This window comes from Streptosporangium sp. NPDC001559 (assembly GCF_042893955.1).
Taxonomy (GTDB): Bacteria; Actinomycetota; Actinomycetes; order Streptosporangiales; family Streptosporangiaceae; genus Streptosporangium.
Map to the genome: position 1 here is coordinate 68663 of NZ_JBIAVG010000027.1, position 16055 is coordinate 84717.

Here is a 16055-nt window from a genome sequence, read left to right on the forward strand (position 1 = left end):
ATGGTTGCCCCTCTTGCCCCCGAGGATCCTCCGCGTCTGGGTGAGTTCGAGCTGCTGGGCCGGCTCGGGGAGGGCGGCCAGGGAATCGTCTACCTGGCCCGCGATCCCGTCGGGCAGCGGGTGGCGGTGAAGGTGCTGATCAGGGCCGACGCCGAGGCCCGCGCCCGTCTGGCCCGCGAGCTGGCAGCGGTGGAGAGCGTGGCGCCCTTCTGCACCGCCCGCGTGCTCACGGCCGTGCCGGACGGGCCGCGGCCGTACGTGGTGAGCGAGTTCGTGGACGGGCCGACGCTGGCGGAACGGGTGCACGAGCACGGCCCCCTGCGCGGCGGCGAGCTGGAACGGCTGGCCGTCGGCACCACGACGGCCCTGGCCGCCATCCACGCGGCCGGCGTCGTGCACCGCGACTTCAAACCGAGCAACGTGCTGCTCGGCCCGGACGGTCCCCGGGTGGTCGACTTCGGCATCGCCCGCGCGGACGGTGTCACCACCATGACCAGCGGGCTCATCGGCACCCCTGCCTACCTCGCGCCCGAACAGCTGGGCGGCGCCCCCGCCTCCCCCGCCTCGGACGTCTTCGCCTGGGCGGGCACCATGATCTTCGCCGCCACCGGCGCCTCCCCGTTCGCCGCCGCGAGCATCGCGGACGTGCTGAGCCGCATCGTCACCCACGAACCGGATCTGTCAGCGGTCCCGCCGCCGTTGCGCGACTCGATCGCGGCCGCCCTGGAGAAGGACCCTTCGCGCCGGCCGGCGGCGGGCGAGCTGCTGTCCCGCCTGATCGACCCGGTCTCCGGGGGCCGCGGCCGGTCGATCGGGGAGCTCACCAGCCTGGGCAGCCGCCTCGCCGCAGAACCGGCCGGCGACCGGCGAACGTCGGATCCTGCCGGGGCGGCCGGTCGTGCGGGCACCGAGGAACCCACCGGTCATGGGGAAACCGCGGGACCGGCCGGGGAGCCCACGGCCCCGCCCTCCTCACGGGCCCCGGTGCTCGCCGGGCGGGGCCGCCGTACCGCGCTCGCCGTGGCGGCGGCGCTGGTCGTGGTCGTGGTGGGGGCGCTCACCTGGTTACGGCCGTTCGGCGGGACCGGATCCCAGGCGTCTTCGGGCACCGGCGAGCCGGGTTCCCCGTCCGCCTCACGTCCCGGCGCTTCCGCTCCCACCTCCGAACCCCCGCCGGCCTCACCGCAGGGCTCACCCAGCGGGTCGGCGAGTCCGGGTACGTCGGCGGTCCAGGGCGGGGGGCTGCGGGTGTCCGACACGTTCGGGCGCACGGTCAGCACCGGATTCGGTACGACGGACGACGGAAGACATCACTGGTCGGTCGTTCCGGCGAGCGGCTACTCGGTGGACGGCGAGAAGGGCCGGATCACGACGTCCTCCGGAGCCCTCTCCAGCGCGTACCTGGACGGGGTGAAGGAGACCGGGACCGACCTCGGCTTCACCTTCTCCGGAGACAAGCCCCCCACCGGCGGCGGGATCTACGTGACCGCCGTGGGACGCAGGGTCCCGACCGTGGGGAGCTACCGGGCGCACGTGAGCCTGCGGCCCGACGGCAAGGTCCTGCTCCAGCTGATCCGCTACGAGTCGGGCCGCAGTGAGATCGACCTCGCGCAGCCACTGTGGGTCTCCAAGCTGACAGCGGGCCCGGGCATCGCCATGCGAGTACGCGTCCAGGTCACCGGCACATCGCCGACCACGATCCGCGGCAAGGTCTGGGCCGTCGGCGCCACCGAGCCGGACTGGCAGCTCTCCGCCACGGACGCGACCTCCGGACTCCAGGTCCCGGGTGGGGCCGGCATGCTGACCTTCTTGTCTCGTAAGGCCACCGACACCCCCGTCACGGTGACCGTGGACGACCTCACCCTGACCGCGACACCGGGGTGACCTCCTGGAACGTGACCGGCCGAACAGGACGTTGAGGGCTTCGACGTCCACGACGGCGACGACGCCCGCCTGTCCCCGTTCGCGTTGTCCACGACGCCCGGCGGGCCGCGACCGCCGCGCGACCCGGAAGCCGGGGGATGAACGTCGCCGACCGGCCGGGCCTGCGGATGGGAAGGGCCGGGTCGGCCGGCTTTCCGGTGGGCGCGGGTTCAGGAAGGGCGGCCGACGGCGGTGATGCCGGCGAGAATGAGGTCGATGCCCGTGAGGAACTGCTCCCGGTCATCGTGCCCGCGCATCTGGTCGGCGATGTCGTGGAGGAACGGGTAGTCGTCGGCGTCGAGGCTCTTCCACGCCTGGGACGCGGAGTCGAGGAATTCGGCGCGCTGCGCGCCGTCCCGCAGGACCGCGGTGTCGGAGGGTTGGGCGTTCTGGCTGGTGGCGCCGAGGATGTAGTGCACCAGCGTCGATGTCGTGGCGAACCAGCCGCTCCGTGGAACGCCCAGCGTGCGCACGCACTCCCCGATGCTCTCGAAGATCCGGGGTGTCACCGTTCCCCAGGGGCTGCGGGTGACCTGCACGGCGAGCTGGACGGCGAGCCAGGGGTGTTCGGCGACCGCGTCGTACAGGCCGAGGGCGGCTGCGCGGATCCGCTCGCGGCCGGTGTCCTCGGCTCCGGGATCCGTTGCGGACTCCCGCGGGGCGGGGAAGGCGGGAAGGGCGGCGGCGACGACGCTCTCGGTCGCGGCCTGTAGCAGCTCGCCCATGTTTCCGACGTGGTGGTAGATGGCCCCGGACCCGGTGGACAGGCGGTCCGACAGGGCGCGGACCGTCAGAGCCCCCGCCCCCGCCGTGTCCAGCAGCTCGACCGCCGCCTCGACGATGCGCTCGCGCGAGAGCACCTGCCTGCGCCTTCGTGACCGGGGTGTCGGTGTGGTCATGCTCTCATCCTGTCAGCTTTGGTGCGCCGCTCCAAAGTGGAGTACGGTTCCAATGTTGGAGCAACGCTCCAACATTGTGGCTTTGAGCTTACGGAGCACGGTCCCGGCCCGACGAGCCCCGGCCGGCCCGGGACTCGCGACTGGAGGAGAACCGACATGCGTGACGTGGTGATCGTGGGGGCCGGGCCGGTGGGCCTGTTCCTCGCCGGTGAACTCGCCCTGGCCGGCTGCTCAGTCCTGGTACTGGAGAAGAACCCGCAGGCCGCCTCACCGTTCTGGGCGCTCCCGCTGGGGATGCGGGGCCTGAACGCCGGGTCCGTCGAGGCGTTCTACCGCCGCGGGATGCTCACCGCCCTCCTGGACGCCTCACGCGTCGACGCGCGTCAGGTCGGCGCGCGCGAGGTGTCCGCCCCGCGCGACGTGAGCCATTTCGCGGGCCTGCGCCTGGACGCCGCCGACATCGACACCGGCGCCCTCCCGCCCCGGCTGCCCGGCCCCGCGATGGAAGGGATCATGACCAGTCTCGAGGCGGTCACCGGCGTCCTGGAGGAGCGGGCGGTCGCACTCGGCGCGCTGATCGTGCGCGACGCCCCGCTCGAGACCCTCGACCAGGACGGCGACGGCGTCCTGGTCCGGGCCGGCGGGCGTGAGTACCGGGCGCGCCGGCTCGTGGGATGCGACGGCGGACGCAGCACGGTGCGCCGCCTGGCGGGCTTCGACTTCGTCGGCACCGAGCCGCTGTTCACCGGCTACGTCGCCCACGTCACCTTCGAGGATCCGGACAGGCTGCACCCGGGTTTCAACTCGACGCCGACCGGCATGTACCTGCGCACGCCCTTCGAAGGGTATCTGGGCATGATGGACTTCGACGGCGGCGCCTTCGACCGCTCCCAGCCGCTGACCCGCGACCACCTCCAGACGGTCCTGCGCCGCGTCTCCGGCACCGACGTGACGATCGACGAGGTCCACCTCGCCTCCAGCTTCACCGACCGCGCCATGCAGGCCGGCGACTACCGCAACGGCCGCGTCCTGCTCGCCGGCGACGCCGCCCACATCCACTCCCCGCTCGGCGGTCAAGGGCTCAACCTCGGCATCGGCGACGCCATGAACCTCGGCTGGAAGCTCGCCGCCACCCTCCACGGCACCGCCCCCGAGGACCTGCTCGACACCTACACCGCCGAACGTCACCCCGTCGGCGCCGCCGCCCTCGACTGGTCGCGCGCCCAGGTCGCCACGATGAACCCCGGCCCCAACACCCCGGCCCTGCGCCGGCTCGTCCACGACCTGCTGCGCACCGTCGACGGAACCACCCACGTCTTCCGCACCACCTCCGGGCTCGCCCACCGCTACGACCTGGGCGGTGACCATCCGGCCGTCGGCTTCGCCGCTCCGGACTTCCGCTTCGGCGACGGCACCCGCCTTGGAGACCTGCTGCATGAAGGACAGGGCGTCGCCCTCGACCTCACCGCCGCACAGAGCCTGCGGGAGACCGCGGCCCGCTGGCGGGACCGCGTCCGCTACGCCCCCGGCCCGGTCGCCGACGACCTCGGGCTCGGCGCCCTGCTGATCAGGCCCGACGGCGTCGTGGCCTGGGCCGAGGGCCCCGACCCCGACCCCGAGGCGTTCCGGCGCGCCGCCACCCGCTGGTTCGGCGCCCCCGCCGCCTGAGCGGGCACGCACAGACACCCGTACACGACAAGGACGTCCACGACGCCCGCCCCGGCCAGGAACGACGAGACCTGGTGTCCCGTTTCCCCGACCTCCTCCCCCGGATTGACGCATGCCCATATAGGCATATGATGGTGGCCATGGCACGAGCAGCGACGACGTCGGACGTCTTCAACGCGATCGCCGAGCCGCAGCGCCGGGAGATCCTGGCGCTGCTGCGGGCGGGTGAGCGGCCGGTGACCGAGCTGGCCCAGGAGCTGGGGATGACCCAGCCGCAGGCGTCCAAACACCTGCGGGTGCTCCGGGAGGTCGGGCTGGTGCGGGACCGCAAGGCGGGCAAACAGCGCCTGTACGGCCTCGACGCCCGCGGGCTGCGACCGGTCCACGAGTGGACCGGCGGGTTCGAACGGTTCTGGAACGAGAGCTTCGACCGGCTGGACGCCTACGTGCAGGACCTCAAGCAGGCAAGTCAGGAAGGAAGTGACCGATGAGCGAGACGGGACAGGGAGCGCCGGGGCGGACCGCGACGGCCGACCGCGAGATTGTGATCTCCCGGGTCATCGACGCCCCGCGGGAGCTGGTGTTCGAGGCGTTCACCGAGGTGCGGCACCTGTCGCGGTGGTGGGGGCCGGAGGGGTTCACCACCACCACCCGGTCCTTCGAGTTTCGCGTCGGCGGAGCGTGGGACTTCGTGATGCACGGGCCGGACGGAACGGACTACCAGGAGTGGATCACCTGGACCGAGATCGTCCCGCCGGAGGAGATCTCGCTGCTGCACGGCCAATACCGCGGCGACCCGGACGCCTTCGAGTCGGTCCTCTCGTTCGCGCCCGACGGGGCCGCGACCCGGATCGAGATGCGCACGGTGTTCCCCACCAAGGAACTGCGCGACGAAGCGGTCGAGAAATACCACGCGATCGAGGGTGGCGGGCAGACCCTGAACAACCTGGCCGCCTACGTCACCGAGACCCTTCTGAAGGGAGCCGAGGGCTGATGGCCGGGAAGGTGTTCTTCAGCGTGTCGATGTCGCTGGACGGTTTCATCGCACCCGGTTCCCTCGGGGATCTGATGGGGCGGCAGTGGATGGAACTGCAGCGGTGGGTCTTCCCGCAACGGTTCTTCCGGGAGAACCTGAAGCTCGGCGAGGGCGGCGAGGAAGGGCGCGACAACGACATCGTGCGGGAGACGTTCGAGCGCACCGGCGCGAGCGTGATGGGCAAGCGCATGTTCGACGCCGGCGAGCGGATGTGGCCGGAGGAGGCGCCGTTCCACACGCCGGTCTTCGTCGTGACGCACGAGAGGCGTGACCCCTGGGAACGGCCGGGTGGAACCACCTTCCACTTCGTCAACGACGGCGTCGAGGCCGCGCTCGACCAGGCCCGCGAGGCCGCCGGCGACCGCGACGTCCGCATCGCGGGCGGTGGAGCGACGATCCTGGAGTACGTGAACGCCGGCCTGGTGGACGAGTTCTCGATCGCGCTCTCACCGGTGCTGTTCGGCTCCGGAGTCCGCCTGTTCGAAGGCGTGGACGCGGGCCGCGTGGCGCTGGAGCAGATCCGCGCGGAGCCGACGCAGCGGGTGACCCACCTGACCTACACGGTCCGGGAACGGTGACCGTCCCGGCCTCGGCGCGCCGAGCGTCAGGGCCCTCACTGCGGCCTGGTGGCGATCGATTCGGCGGAGATCGTGACCTCGACGGTGATGTGTGGGTTGTCCGGCTGTGGGAGTTGAAGCCCACGCTTGAACTCCTCGGCGTCGGCCGGCATCGCCTTCGGCTGAACGGTGACCTTGACCTGGCCGGTCTCGTCGTCTGAGCGCGCCGTCATCGTGGCCACCTCAGAGCGGGACCGGAGCCAGGCGACGATCGTGTCCCGGGCCCGCCGGAGCTCCGCGGACGAGAATCCCTTGCGGCCGATCAGGGTGACCTCCATGGGGAGGGTCCTGGCCAGCTCGATCGCGCGAGCCGGGACGGGACCCTTGAATCCGACGCGCAGCCCCCGCTGGTCGTCGACGTATCCGACGCCGGAGATCTCGTCGGGGAACTCCGCATTGAGCTTGTCGATCACCCGGCTGTTGGACGACTGTGAGCCGAAGCGGTCGATGGCCTCCTCGTAGGAGATGCCCTCCGATTCGGCGATGGCCCCGAGGTCGACCAGTTCGGCGTAGGGAATGCCGTCGATCACCACGTCCGGTCCGGTCACCGCAGGGTCATAACCCTCGAAGTCCGTCGGCTTGGGCGACGAGGTGGCAGCCACCCGGGCCGCGTACCGTTTGACGACCTCCTCCAGGGGCCGGCCCGACGACGCCGCCTCTCGCTTGAGCCGCTCCAGGGTGGGCCGATGCGCTCTGGGCTGCTCGGCCCGCGGCAGCACGATCGTCTCGGTCCCGGCCACGATGGTCACCGAACCGGTACCGGGCCGGCCGCAGGCGCACAACGACGCGAGCACCGCGATGACGATCAAACGCGATCCCTTCATACCTGAGGGACGCGCCAACGTCCTGAAGGGTTCATCCAGGCACCTCACCTCCGTGATCGCCGAGCGGAGCCGCTCTGCGCCTGCTCCCTCCGGCCCGAGCGGCGGGCCGCCACCGGACGCACACGGATCCGGGGCGGATGTTCGAGGTGGAGCAACCAGGGCAGCCGGTTCACCGCAGGTCAAACAATCTGACATCCAATGTAACGGGCCGAATATGATTCCCCCATGAGCCAAGGCAGCGCACGCAGGGACGACGGCGGTCGCGGAGACGCCGTGGACGCCGCCCTCGCCCAGTGGCGGCACGAGCGCCCCGACCTGGACCTGGCCGCGATGGGCATCTTCGGCAGGCTCACCCGGCTTTCCCGCCTCATCGTCCCCGCGGTCGAGGAGGCCTCCGCCCGGTACGGCATGCGCCGCGGGGAGTTCGACGTGCTCGCCTCGCTGAGACGCTCCGGCCCGCCGTACACACTGACTCCCTCCGAGCTCTCCTCTGCGCTGATGATGTCGCGGGCCGGCATGACCAACCGGCTCGACCGGCTCGAACAGGCGGGGCTGGTCGAGCGCACCCTCGCCCCCGACGACCGCAGGAGCGTGCGGGTCACCCTCACCCAGAAGGGCCGTGAGACCGCGGACGCCGCGCTCACCGAGCACGTGGCCAGCCTCACCCTGCTGCTGTCCGGGCTCACCGCCGAGGAGCGCAGGGTCCTCGACCGGACCATGCGCGTCCTGCTGCGCAGCGTCGGCAGGTCCGCCGCACGGGGCCGGGCCGCCAGAAGCCGTCAGACCGGTCCCGGGCCCCGTCCCCGCACGTGAGACCGTGAACCCGTTCCAGGACTGACGGTCGCACCCGGTGGCGCGGGCGGTCGTGCCGTCCCGAACCCGCGATGCCGGGCCGGCGCCGTGCGGAGAAGGGCGTCAGGGCTGGAGGATCCGCCGGAGCAGGGTGGCGTAGCCGCGGGGGTGCGCGGTGTTGCCGTTGTGCCCGCCGGGGAAGCGGACGACCTGGGTGCCGAGGAGGGCGGCCAGCGCCTCGGCGCACCGGTAGTCGAAGACGTGGTGCGGGGTGGTGGTTCCGACGGCCGGGACGATCCGGGTCCGGGTGTGGGCGATGCGGGAGACCGGGAGGGTGTCGGCGATGACGGCCGAGAAGTCGTGCCGGATGAAGTAGTCGAAGTTGGCGATCCGGTTCGGTGTCATCGGCTGCGGGGTGAGGCCGGGCTCGGCGTCGGGGTTGGCCGGGTCGATGCCGAGGACGTCGGCGATGGCCTTGAACGCGGCGGTCAGGCCCTCGCGCTCGTAGAGCGCCTGGACCTCGGCCAGCTCGTGCTCGTGCCGGACCCGCCGGTCGTCTGGGAGCAGACGGGGTGCGACCGGCTCGTGGGCGACGAGTGTGCCGATCTGGTCCGGGTGCCCGACCGCCACGTGCAGGCCGATGACCGCGCCCAGACTACAGCCGAGCATCCGGACGGGCTGGTCGGTGAGCTCGGCGAGCAGCCGGTGCACGTCGTCGGCGTGCTCGGCCATCGTCGCGCCGCGCGCCGGTTCGTCGAGCGCGCTACGGGACAGACCACGCCGATCGTAGGTCACCACGGTGAAATCGCCGGCGAGGTGTTCCACCAGGTCGACGGTGCGGTCGGCGTCGCCCTCGCCGCTTTGCGAGATCAGCAGCATCGGGCCGGTTCCACGCACCTGGTAGTGCAGGGTGGCGCCGGGAACACGCAACTCGCTCATGTGAGGGGGTCCTTTCGGATGGTTCGTACGGCTTGTTCGCCGGAGTCGACCATAAAGCATCAACCTTGATGCATCAATATTGATGCATCAAGTTGGATGTATTGTCTACCGGGTGAATGGAATCGAGCTGTTCGTGCTGGGCCGTACCTTGATGAAGCTCGGTGAGCGGGCGCTTCCGGCCGAGGGGGCCGGCGACGCGGCGAGCACCCGTACGGTCTTGATCGTGGTCAACGACCTGCGGGACCATCCGGGTAGCGCGGTGGGTGAGATCGCCGTCCGCACCGGTCTGCCGCAGAGCGCCGTCTCGGCGGCGGTCGCCCGGCTGCGCGAGGCGGGAGCGGTCGCCACCGAGCCCGACCCGCGCGACCGCCGCCGCTCCCTGGTCCACCCACGTGTGTCGGAGCGCGTCCAGGAGGTGCGGGCCGTCTCCGTCGACGCCACCCTCGCCGAGGTCCTTTCCGACGACACCGCCCTGGCCGAAGTGCGCTCAGCCCTGGAGACCCTGGCCCGCCATCTCACCCCCCGGAGCCCTGACAGGTGAACCCTGGCCGGGGAGCCGCATTCGCCCGTACGGCCGAGCGAGCCGCGCCGTTCCAGCGGACCGGCCCGCTGTTCCTCGTGCCGGACGTCGGGCGTTCACCGAGCCGGGAGAACCCTTCGGCCGCTCCTGGTCCCTCACCGGCCGCGTCAGCGGTGGGGCTCAGAACCGGTTTCCGAGGCGGCCGAGGACGTTCGGCCTCCGGAGGCCGTGCTGACCCGGCGGGCGCTTCGGAGAGAGCGGCCGCAGCGTGGGCCAGCGGTCGAGCATGCGGTCGCGCATCATCGCCGTGAGATCGCCGACACCCGCGAGGGCGGTGTCCGCGGTGACCTCACCGACGACGCCGAGGCGGTGGAGCAGCCGTTGCCTGGCGGTGGCCGTACCCCAGGTCCAGTCGTCCTTGACGAGCGCGGCCAGGTGGTCGGTTCCGTCACGGCGGGCCCGTTCGACGAGTGCGTCTCCCCGCAGCAGCCACCCGACGCACGCGTCGGCCAGGTCTCCCCGGGGCCGGGTGCCCGTGGCGGTGCTCCAGGCGGCGTGATAGGCCTCCTCGGCGCGGCGCAGCAGCGGCCCGGGCAGGGCGGTGGCGCACCAGCAGGTCGGGAAGGCGATGCGCAGATAGGCCAGTTCGACCAGGCCGTTCCCCAGGGCGGCCTGCTCGAAGTCGACGAAACGCGTTCCGCCGCCGGTGTACAGGTCGTTGCCCGGACAGGGGTCTCCGTGCAGCAGGGCGCCGCCCGTCTCCCGTCCCAGCCGGTCGAGCACTCCGTCGAGCTCCGCCCTGACCGTCGGCGCGACCGTGACGCCGAGCCGACCGGCCAGCCGGAAGAAGGCGTCCAGGACGTCGGGGCCAGGCGGGGACCAGCGTGGCAGCGCCCCGATGTCACCGGCGTCCGTCGTCGCGTGCAACCGGGCCAGCGCGGTCGCGTAGCCGACCGCCCAGTCGGTGGGCGGCTCACCGGAGTCGAGCCACTCCATGACCATGATCCGGTGGCCGGGGTCGGCGCCGAACAGTACGGGCACCAGGGGCGGATCGGCCCGCGCGGCCAGCCGCAGCGCGGTCACCTCGCGGCGGAAGCGCTCGTCGGCGTCCGCACCGCCGACGATCTGCTTGATCACCACCGCGGTCCCGCCCATGTCGGCGCGCCACACCCGTGAGCGCGGGCTGCTGGTCAGGCGGCGCGGCCGGGTCACGGGGCCGTGGTGGGAGACCGCGTCACCGGCCAGGGAGGCGATCGTGCCGCGTACGATCTTCATTCCGCGAGGATACGTTCCTTCGAGGCGTGCCGCCCGGCCCGTCTCGACGGGTTCGACGGCGCCCTCCGGCGGGTTCCCGGGAGAGCCCCCGCGACGAGGGCCGTCCGCCGCGGCGGAGCGCTCACGCCTGCGGATTTCCTCTCCGGCAAGCGAGAAAGCGGCTCGCTTTCCGAGCGTCGCGGAAAAGCAGGCGGCGCCCTTCGGACGTTACCCGGAGTGCCGAAGGACTTGTGTAATCGTGACCCAGGACGGGCCTCTCCGTGCCGCGCCGCTCGGAAACTCTTCGACCCGAAGGATTCGGCGTCCGTCCCGTACCTGGACCACAAGGTGAGCTTCCGGCCCTTCTACGAGATGCACCTGCTGGGCTACGCCCGCGAGTACACCCTTCGGGGCAGCTCCGACATGCACCAGAGGTGGCACCGGTAGCGGGCACCCGTGGCGGCCGGCGTCGCCCCCGGTCGGACGTGCCGGGGGCGACGGGTGCCGGGGGGCCCGCGGGGCGGGCCGGTGCCACCCGGTGTGCACGGCCGTACAGCCGGTGGACACGACATGTCACGCACCAGAACCAGGGTGATGTCAAAGCCGTAAAGGAATCTTGTTAACCGTCCCGGCGCCACCGATATTGCGGATGTCTCTCTCGACCCCCCGGAGGCTCCGCGTGTCACAGGCAGTGCCACAGTTACGAGCAGTCCTCATCGCCCTGGCGGTGGTCGCGGCGGGCGTCACGCCCGCCAACGCGGCCCCGACCGCCCCCGCCGGCCCCTCTCCCGCCATCACCGTCGAGCGGGGGCGGAGCCAGCCGGTCTTCTCCTACGCCGACGCCGTCCGCGAGCACGTCTACGTCGAGTCGGGTGCCGACAGTGACGCCGACGGCCGCCCCGACCGTATCCGCGTCGACATCATCAGGCCGAAGGAGTCGGGCCCGAGGCTCAAGGTCCCGGTGATCATCGACGAGAGCCCGTACTACGACAGCGTGGGCCGGGGCAACGAGGGCGAGCGGAAGGTCTACGACGCCGCCGGAAATATCACGAAATTCCCCCTCTTCTATGACAACTACTTCGTCCCGCGTGGCTACGCCGTCCTCAACGTCGACATGAACGGCACCACCAGGTCCGACGGCTGCCCCGACGGCGGCGGCCGGGCCGACGTGCTGGGCGGCAAGGCCGTGGTGGACTGGCTGAACGGCCGCGCCGTCGCCCGCCGGGAGGACGGCACCCCCGTCGTCGCCGACTGGACCACCGGCAAGTCCGGGATGATCGGCAAGTCCTACGACGGCACGCTGGCCAACGCCGTCGCGGCGACCGGGGTCCGGGGTCTGGAGACCATCGTCCCGATCTCGGCGATCAGCTCCTGGTACAGGTACCAGCGATCCAACGGGGTGGTCTACAACTACGACTACATGTCCTGGCTGGCCTCCTACGTCGACACCGACCCGGCCGCCAAGTGCGCCGCGACGCGGGCGCGGATGGACGCGGAGGACGGCGACGCGACCGGCGACTACAACCCCTTCTGGGCCGAGCGCGACTATCTCGCGGGTTCCCTCGCCGACGTCTCCAAGGTGCGCGCCAGCGTCTTCGCCGTGCACACCGTCAACGACCTCAACGTCAGGCCGGACAACTTCTCCACCTGGTGGCGGGCCCTCGCGGCGCGGAACGTGCCCCGCAAGATCTGGGTCGGGCAGTACCAGCACGTCGATCCCTTCGACTTCGCCGGGCGCCGTGACATCTGGGTCGACACCCTGCACCAGTGGTTCGACCACTGGCTGCTCGGCGTGGACAACGGCGTCATGCGCCGTCCCCGCGCCGACGTGCAGGTCGGCGTCGATCGCTGGGTCACCCAGCGTGACTGGCCGGAGCCGCTGTCCCTCAAGGTCCCCTTCCATCCGGCGGCCGACGGCTCGCTCGGCCTCGTCCCCGCGCGCAGGGGACAGACGGCCTCCTTCACCGACCTGCGCCAGTCCGAGGAGACGATGGTCGCCGACGTCGGCACCGGGGCACCGGGCAGGGTGGCCTTCACCACCGGGAGCCTGCCCCTGGACCTGCGCCTGTCCGGGACGCCCGTCGTCGACCTGCGGGTCGCGCTCGACCGGCCGACCTCGAACCTGACCGCGCTCCTGGTCGACTTCGGAGAGGACACCCGGGTCGACTGGCGCCGCGGCCAGGGCATCTCCACTCTCCCCGAGGAGAGCTGCCACGGGGAGAGCACGGCCGCCGACGACGCCTGTTACCGGAAGGTCGCCACCAACCTGGCCACCCGCCCGCTGGAGATCGTCGCCCGCGGCTGGATCGACGTGCAGAACCGTGACTCCCTCAGCGCGCCCACTCCCCTGCCGCCCGGCACGTACGGCAGGGTCCGCTGGGAGACCCTGCCGCAGGAGTACACCTTCAAGAAGGGCCACCGGCTGGGCTTCGTGATCGCGGGCACGGACGCCACCTACAGCTCGGAGAGCCCGACCGGGGCGGGTGTCACCGTCGACCTGGCCAGGAGCAAGGTGGTGCTCCCGCTGGCGATCGGCGCGCTGCACATCGGTGACGTGCCCAAGGAACTGGGCCCCTGGCACGGCCCCGGCAGGGTGACCCTGCCGGTTCCCGAGCCGAACTTCTCCTGACCTTCCCGGGGAGGGGCGCTCACCGCCCCTCCCCATATTGCACCGACCGATGCAAAACGGGTAGCGTGCTCGTATGGCGAGGCCGAGATCATTCGACGAGGACCGGGTCCTGGACACCGCGATGCGCACGTTCTGGGCGAACGGCTACGAGTCGACCTCGACCAGAGACCTGTGCGAAGCGCTCGGCCTGGACCGCAGCAGCGTGTACAACGCCTTCACCAACAAGCGTGAACTGTTCAAACGCGCGCTGACCCGCTACATGGACGCCACCACCGCCGACCAGCTGCGGATCCTCGACGATCACGAACTGCCGGCGATCGAGCGGATCCGCGCGCTGTTCGCCGGGATCCTCAGGACGGAGGCAGAGAACCGGCGCGACGGCCACGGCCTCGGCTGCCTGACCGTCAACACCACGATGGAGCTCGCAGGCCGCGACCCGGAGATCGCCCTGATGCTCGGCCGCGACACCGAACGGCGGATCGCCGACCTGAGCGCCGCCATCGAGAGCGGGCAGCGCGCGGGTGACATCGGCTCCACCCGCGACCCCGCCGAGCTCGCCAGGTTCGTCAACGCCGTGATCGCCGGGATCCGGGTGGCCGCCCAGGGCGGCGCCGACGACGCCGCCATCGCGGCCATCGCGGCCACGGCCATGGACGCCCTGGCCTGACCCTCGCTTTTTCACGCCCAAGTTCTACACCGATCGGTGCAAAAAGGAGCTCCCCTTGCCCAGAGCCGTCTACGTCCTGGCCATAGGCATCTTCGCCATGGTGACCAGCGAGTTCGCCGTCGGAGGCCTGATGCCCGAGATGGCGGGCGGGCTCGGCGTGACCATCTCCCAGATCGGCTATCTGATCACCGCCTTCGCGGTGGCCATGTCGGTGGGCGGACCGCTGATGACCGTCGCACTGGCACGGATACGCCCGAAACCCACGCTCATGCTGCTGTTCGCCGTCTTTCTGGCGGGCAACGTGCTCGCGGCTCTCGCGCCCTCCTACCCGGTCATGATCGTCGCGCGCGTCGTCACCGGTGTCGCCTCCCAGGCGTTCTTCGGAGTCGCCATCTCGGTGGCGGTCCGGCTGAGCCGCCCGGAGGTGCGCGGCCGTGCCCTCGCCGTCGTCCTGAACGGGTTGATGCTCGGCACCCTGCTCGGGCTGCCGCTGTCCACGCTGATCGGCGGGCGGCTCGGCTGGCGCGCCGCCTTCTGGGCCGTCGGCGCCCTGACCGTCGTCGCCGCGCTCGCCACGACGGCGGGCGTTCCCAGGCTCGGGCGTGCCGACGGCGGCGGCTTCAGGCGGGAGATGGCGGTCTTCAGGAACGGCCGGCTGTGGCTGGCACTGTCGACCAGCACCCTCATCATCGGCGCGACCTTCGCCGCCTTCAGCTATCTCAGCCCGATCCTCACCCAGGTCACCGGGTTCGCCTCGGAGACCGTTCCCCTCCTGCTCGTCGCGTACGGCGCGGCCACCGTGGCCGGCAACCACGTCGTCGGGCGCCTGGCCGACAGGCACACCATCGGCGTCCTGCTGTCCGGGCTGGCCCTCAACGCGATCTTCCTGGCCGGGTTCGCGGCGTTCGCCCACCTCAGTGTTCCCGCGGTGATCGCCATGCTCGGCGTCGGGCTGGTCGGAGTGACCATGAACCCGGCGATGGCCGTACGCGTCCAGCGCGTCGGCAACCCGGGACCGCTGGTCAACACCGTCCACGCCTCCTTCATCACCCTCGGGGTGATCATCGGATCCTCGGCCGGCGGGCTGGTCATCGACGGCTTCGGTCTGCGCGCCCCTCTCTGGCTGGGCGCCGGGCTGGCCGTGCTCGGGGTGGTGTCCCTCCTGCCCGAGCTCGGCCGTACCAGGGGGCGGTCGCCGGCGGAGAGCCTCGCACAGGAGCGCGCCGGAGCCGCCGCCACCTGCTGACACGCCGCTTGGGCCGGACCGGGGGAACGGCCCCCTTCGGGCTCGGGCGCCGCGGGCGTCACAGGTGGTCGCCGCGGACGTTCCCCGCGCGACGAAGTGTGCCGACGCCGTACGGTTCGCCCGGCCCTCCGGGGGCCGTCCGGGATCAGCAGGCGCCGAGGTCGGCCCACACCCACCAGGCGTTGGCCGGGTCCTCAAGCTGGGTCCACCACCGGGCCTGGTAGATGTGCCCCTTGCGGGAGACCCTGTCGCCCTGGCTGTAGCTGTCACGGCCCCGCCAGACGGGCGAAGTGCACGCGGGCGGGTACGGCCCGCCGGTGGTCGCGGGCAGCTCGAACCCCCAGCCCGCCTGCTGCCACTGCGGGATCAGCTGCCCGTAGGCGGCCACGGTCGCCGAGCGGTCGCCACCGCCGTCGTGGGAGAGCGAGACGGCCGTCGGGTAGATCTGCGAGCTCAGCCGCTGGACGAGCACGTCCGCCGGCGAGCCGTCCCAGTCGGAGGGGTCCATCGTCCAGGCCAGGGCCGACATGCCGAGGGAGGCCGCGACCTGCGGCGAGGCGCCCCAGGCGGCGTAGGGGGCCCTGAAGTACCTGATGGGCAGGTTGGGGTCGCCCGCCGCCGTACGGATCGCGTCGTTGGTCGCGGTCAGGTCGGCGCGGATCGCCTCGGGGGTCCAGCCGGCGAGCGAGTCGTGGTTGACGGTGTGGTTGCAGACGGCGTGGCCGTCGGCGACGATGCGGCGCACCAGCTCGGGGTGCGCCTTGACCTGGTTGCCGAGCAGGCAGAAGGTGGCGCGGATCTGCCTGCTCCGCAGCAGGTCGAGGACCTTGGGGGTCCAGTCGGGCGAGGGGCCGTCGTCGAAGGTGAGGGCGACGACCTTGCCGCCGTTACGGGTGGCGTAGACGATGTCGCCGGTCGGCCCGTCCGCCAGGGCGGGGGTGGCGGTGGCCATCGCCGCCGTTAACGCCACGATCATGCTCAGGACACGCGAACGCAGTCGCATAGGGGGCCTTTCGATGGGGGGAGGTCGAGGCGCCTTAC

General features: G+C 71.7%; 15 protein-coding genes. 10 read left to right on the top strand and 5 right to left on the bottom strand.

Annotated features, from left to right (window positions below; genetic code table 11):
• Nucleotides 1-1884, top strand: coding sequence for a protein kinase (locus ACFYY8_RS39660; protein WP_390050263.1), 1884 nt, complete (start codon nucleotides 1-3; stop codon nucleotides 1882-1884).
• A gap of 209 nt (nucleotides 1885-2093) precedes the next feature.
• On the opposite strand, the gene ACFYY8_RS39665 is transcribed toward ACFYY8_RS39660, so the two are convergent.
• Nucleotides 2094-2822 carry a TetR/AcrR family transcriptional regulator gene (locus tag ACFYY8_RS39665; RefSeq protein ID WP_390050264.1) on the bottom strand — a complete coding sequence of 243 codons (729 nt, stop codon included), beginning with the start codon at nucleotides 2820-2822 and terminating at the stop codon, nucleotides 2094-2096.
• Between the two features lie 156 nt (nucleotides 2823-2978).
• On the opposite strand from ACFYY8_RS39665, the gene ACFYY8_RS39670 reads away from it, so the two are divergent.
• From ACFYY8_RS39670 to ACFYY8_RS39685, 4 genes are all read left to right on the top strand, one after another.
• Nucleotides 2979-4490: an FAD-dependent oxidoreductase gene (locus ACFYY8_RS39670; protein ID WP_390050265.1), complete on the top strand. Its 1512-nt coding sequence runs from the start codon at nucleotides 2979-2981 to the stop codon at nucleotides 4488-4490.
• A gap of 140 nt (nucleotides 4491-4630) precedes the next feature.
• The gene (locus ACFYY8_RS39675) at nucleotides 4631-4981 is read left to right on the top strand and encodes an ArsR/SmtB family transcription factor (RefSeq protein WP_390050266.1); all 351 of its coding nucleotides are present in this window, start codon (nucleotides 4631-4633) and stop codon (nucleotides 4979-4981) included.
• Complete coding sequence (locus ACFYY8_RS39680; RefSeq protein WP_390050267.1) at nucleotides 4978-5484, top strand: SRPBCC family protein; 507 nt, start codon at nucleotides 4978-4980, stop codon at nucleotides 5482-5484. Before ACFYY8_RS39675 ends, ACFYY8_RS39680 begins: the two co-directional genes overlap by 4 nt.
• Nucleotides 5484-6104 (top strand): dihydrofolate reductase family protein, encoded by a 621-nt coding sequence (locus tag ACFYY8_RS39685; protein ID WP_390050268.1) that lies wholly within the window; start codon nucleotides 5484-5486, stop codon nucleotides 6102-6104. The genes ACFYY8_RS39680 and ACFYY8_RS39685 overlap by 1 nt, the downstream gene beginning before the upstream one ends.
• Before the next feature lie 35 nt (nucleotides 6105-6139).
• On the opposite strand, the gene ACFYY8_RS39690 is transcribed toward ACFYY8_RS39685, so the two are convergent.
• Nucleotides 6140-6952 carry a hypothetical protein gene (locus tag ACFYY8_RS39690; protein WP_390050269.1) on the bottom strand — a complete coding sequence of 271 codons (813 nt, stop codon included), beginning with the start codon at nucleotides 6950-6952 and terminating at the stop codon, nucleotides 6140-6142.
• 240 nt (nucleotides 6953-7192) lie between these two features.
• On the opposite strand from ACFYY8_RS39690, the gene ACFYY8_RS39695 reads away from it, so the two are divergent.
• Nucleotides 7193-7780 (top strand): MarR family winged helix-turn-helix transcriptional regulator, encoded by a 588-nt coding sequence (locus tag ACFYY8_RS39695; protein ID WP_390050270.1) that lies wholly within the window; start codon nucleotides 7193-7195, stop codon nucleotides 7778-7780.
• A gap of 102 nt (nucleotides 7781-7882) precedes the next feature.
• On the opposite strand, the gene ACFYY8_RS39700 is transcribed toward ACFYY8_RS39695, so the two are convergent.
• A complete protein-coding gene (locus ACFYY8_RS39700) occupies nucleotides 7883-8698 on the bottom strand; it encodes an alpha/beta fold hydrolase (RefSeq protein ID WP_390050271.1) in 816 nt (271 codons plus the stop codon).
• A 112-nt stretch (nucleotides 8699-8810) separates the two neighbouring features.
• Here ACFYY8_RS39700 and ACFYY8_RS39705 point away from each other — a divergent pair, with 112 nt between their 5' ends.
• Nucleotides 8811-9239 (top strand): MarR family transcriptional regulator, encoded by a 429-nt coding sequence (locus ACFYY8_RS39705; protein ID WP_390050272.1) that lies wholly within the window; start codon nucleotides 8811-8813, stop codon nucleotides 9237-9239.
• Between the two features lie 159 nt (nucleotides 9240-9398).
• On the opposite strand, the gene ACFYY8_RS39710 is transcribed toward ACFYY8_RS39705, so the two are convergent.
• A complete protein-coding gene (locus tag ACFYY8_RS39710; protein WP_390050273.1) occupies nucleotides 9399-10493 on the bottom strand; it encodes a hypothetical protein in 1095 nt (364 codons plus the stop codon).
• 658 nt (nucleotides 10494-11151) lie between these two features.
• Here ACFYY8_RS39710 and ACFYY8_RS39715 point away from each other — a divergent pair.
• The 3 genes from ACFYY8_RS39715 (at nucleotide 11152) to ACFYY8_RS39725 (ending at nucleotide 15014) form a co-directional block, all read left to right on the top strand.
• Nucleotides 11152-13101, top strand: coding sequence for a Xaa-Pro dipeptidyl-peptidase (locus ACFYY8_RS39715; RefSeq protein WP_390050274.1), 1950 nt, complete (start codon nucleotides 11152-11154; stop codon nucleotides 13099-13101).
• Nucleotides 13102-13174: 73 nt separating this feature from the next.
• Nucleotides 13175-13768, top strand: a complete 594-nt coding sequence (locus tag ACFYY8_RS39720; RefSeq protein ID WP_390050275.1) for a TetR/AcrR family transcriptional regulator — start codon at nucleotides 13175-13177, stop codon at nucleotides 13766-13768.
• 55 nt (nucleotides 13769-13823) lie between these two features.
• Nucleotides 13824-15014: an MFS transporter gene (locus tag ACFYY8_RS39725; protein WP_390050276.1), complete on the top strand. Its 1191-nt coding sequence runs from the start codon at nucleotides 13824-13826 to the stop codon at nucleotides 15012-15014.
• Between the two features lie 145 nt (nucleotides 15015-15159).
• Here ACFYY8_RS39725 and ACFYY8_RS39730 read toward each other — a convergent pair whose 3' ends face one another.
• Nucleotides 15160-15990: a polysaccharide deacetylase family protein gene (locus tag ACFYY8_RS39730; RefSeq protein WP_390050277.1), complete on the bottom strand. Its 831-nt coding sequence runs from the start codon at nucleotides 15988-15990 to the stop codon at nucleotides 15160-15162.
• Nucleotides 15991-16055: the final 65 nt, after the last annotated feature.

Excerpts from the sequence above, each read along its gene's own strand:
- ACFYY8_RS39660 (WP_390050263.1), top strand. The coding sequence starts at position 1 with ATGGTTGCCCCTCTTGCCCCCGAGGATCCTCCGCGTCTGGGTGAGTTC.
- ACFYY8_RS39665 (WP_390050264.1), bottom strand. The coding sequence starts at position 2,822 with ATGACCACACCGACACCCCGGTCACGAAGGCGCAGGCAGGTGCTCTCG.
- ACFYY8_RS39670 (WP_390050265.1), top strand. The coding sequence starts at position 2,979 with ATGCGTGACGTGGTGATCGTGGGGGCCGGGCCGGTGGGCCTGTTCCTC.
- ACFYY8_RS39675 (WP_390050266.1), top strand. The coding sequence starts at position 4,631 with ATGGCACGAGCAGCGACGACGTCGGACGTCTTCAACGCGATCGCCGAG.
- ACFYY8_RS39680 (WP_390050267.1), top strand. The coding sequence starts at position 4,978 with ATGAGCGAGACGGGACAGGGAGCGCCGGGGCGGACCGCGACGGCCGAC.
- ACFYY8_RS39685 (WP_390050268.1), top strand. The coding sequence starts at position 5,484 with ATGGCCGGGAAGGTGTTCTTCAGCGTGTCGATGTCGCTGGACGGTTTC.
- ACFYY8_RS39695 (WP_390050270.1), top strand. The coding sequence starts at position 7,193 with ATGAGCCAAGGCAGCGCACGCAGGGACGACGGCGGTCGCGGAGACGCC.
- ACFYY8_RS39700 (WP_390050271.1), bottom strand. The coding sequence starts at position 8,698 with ATGAGCGAGTTGCGTGTTCCCGGCGCCACCCTGCACTACCAGGTGCGT.
- ACFYY8_RS39710 (WP_390050273.1), bottom strand. The coding sequence starts at position 10,493 with ATGAAGATCGTACGCGGCACGATCGCCTCCCTGGCCGGTGACGCGGTC.
- ACFYY8_RS39720 (WP_390050275.1), top strand. The coding sequence starts at position 13,175 with ATGGCGAGGCCGAGATCATTCGACGAGGACCGGGTCCTGGACACCGCG.
- ACFYY8_RS39730 (WP_390050277.1), bottom strand. The coding sequence starts at position 15,990 with ATGATCGTGGCGTTAACGGCGGCGATGGCCACCGCCACCCCCGCCCTG.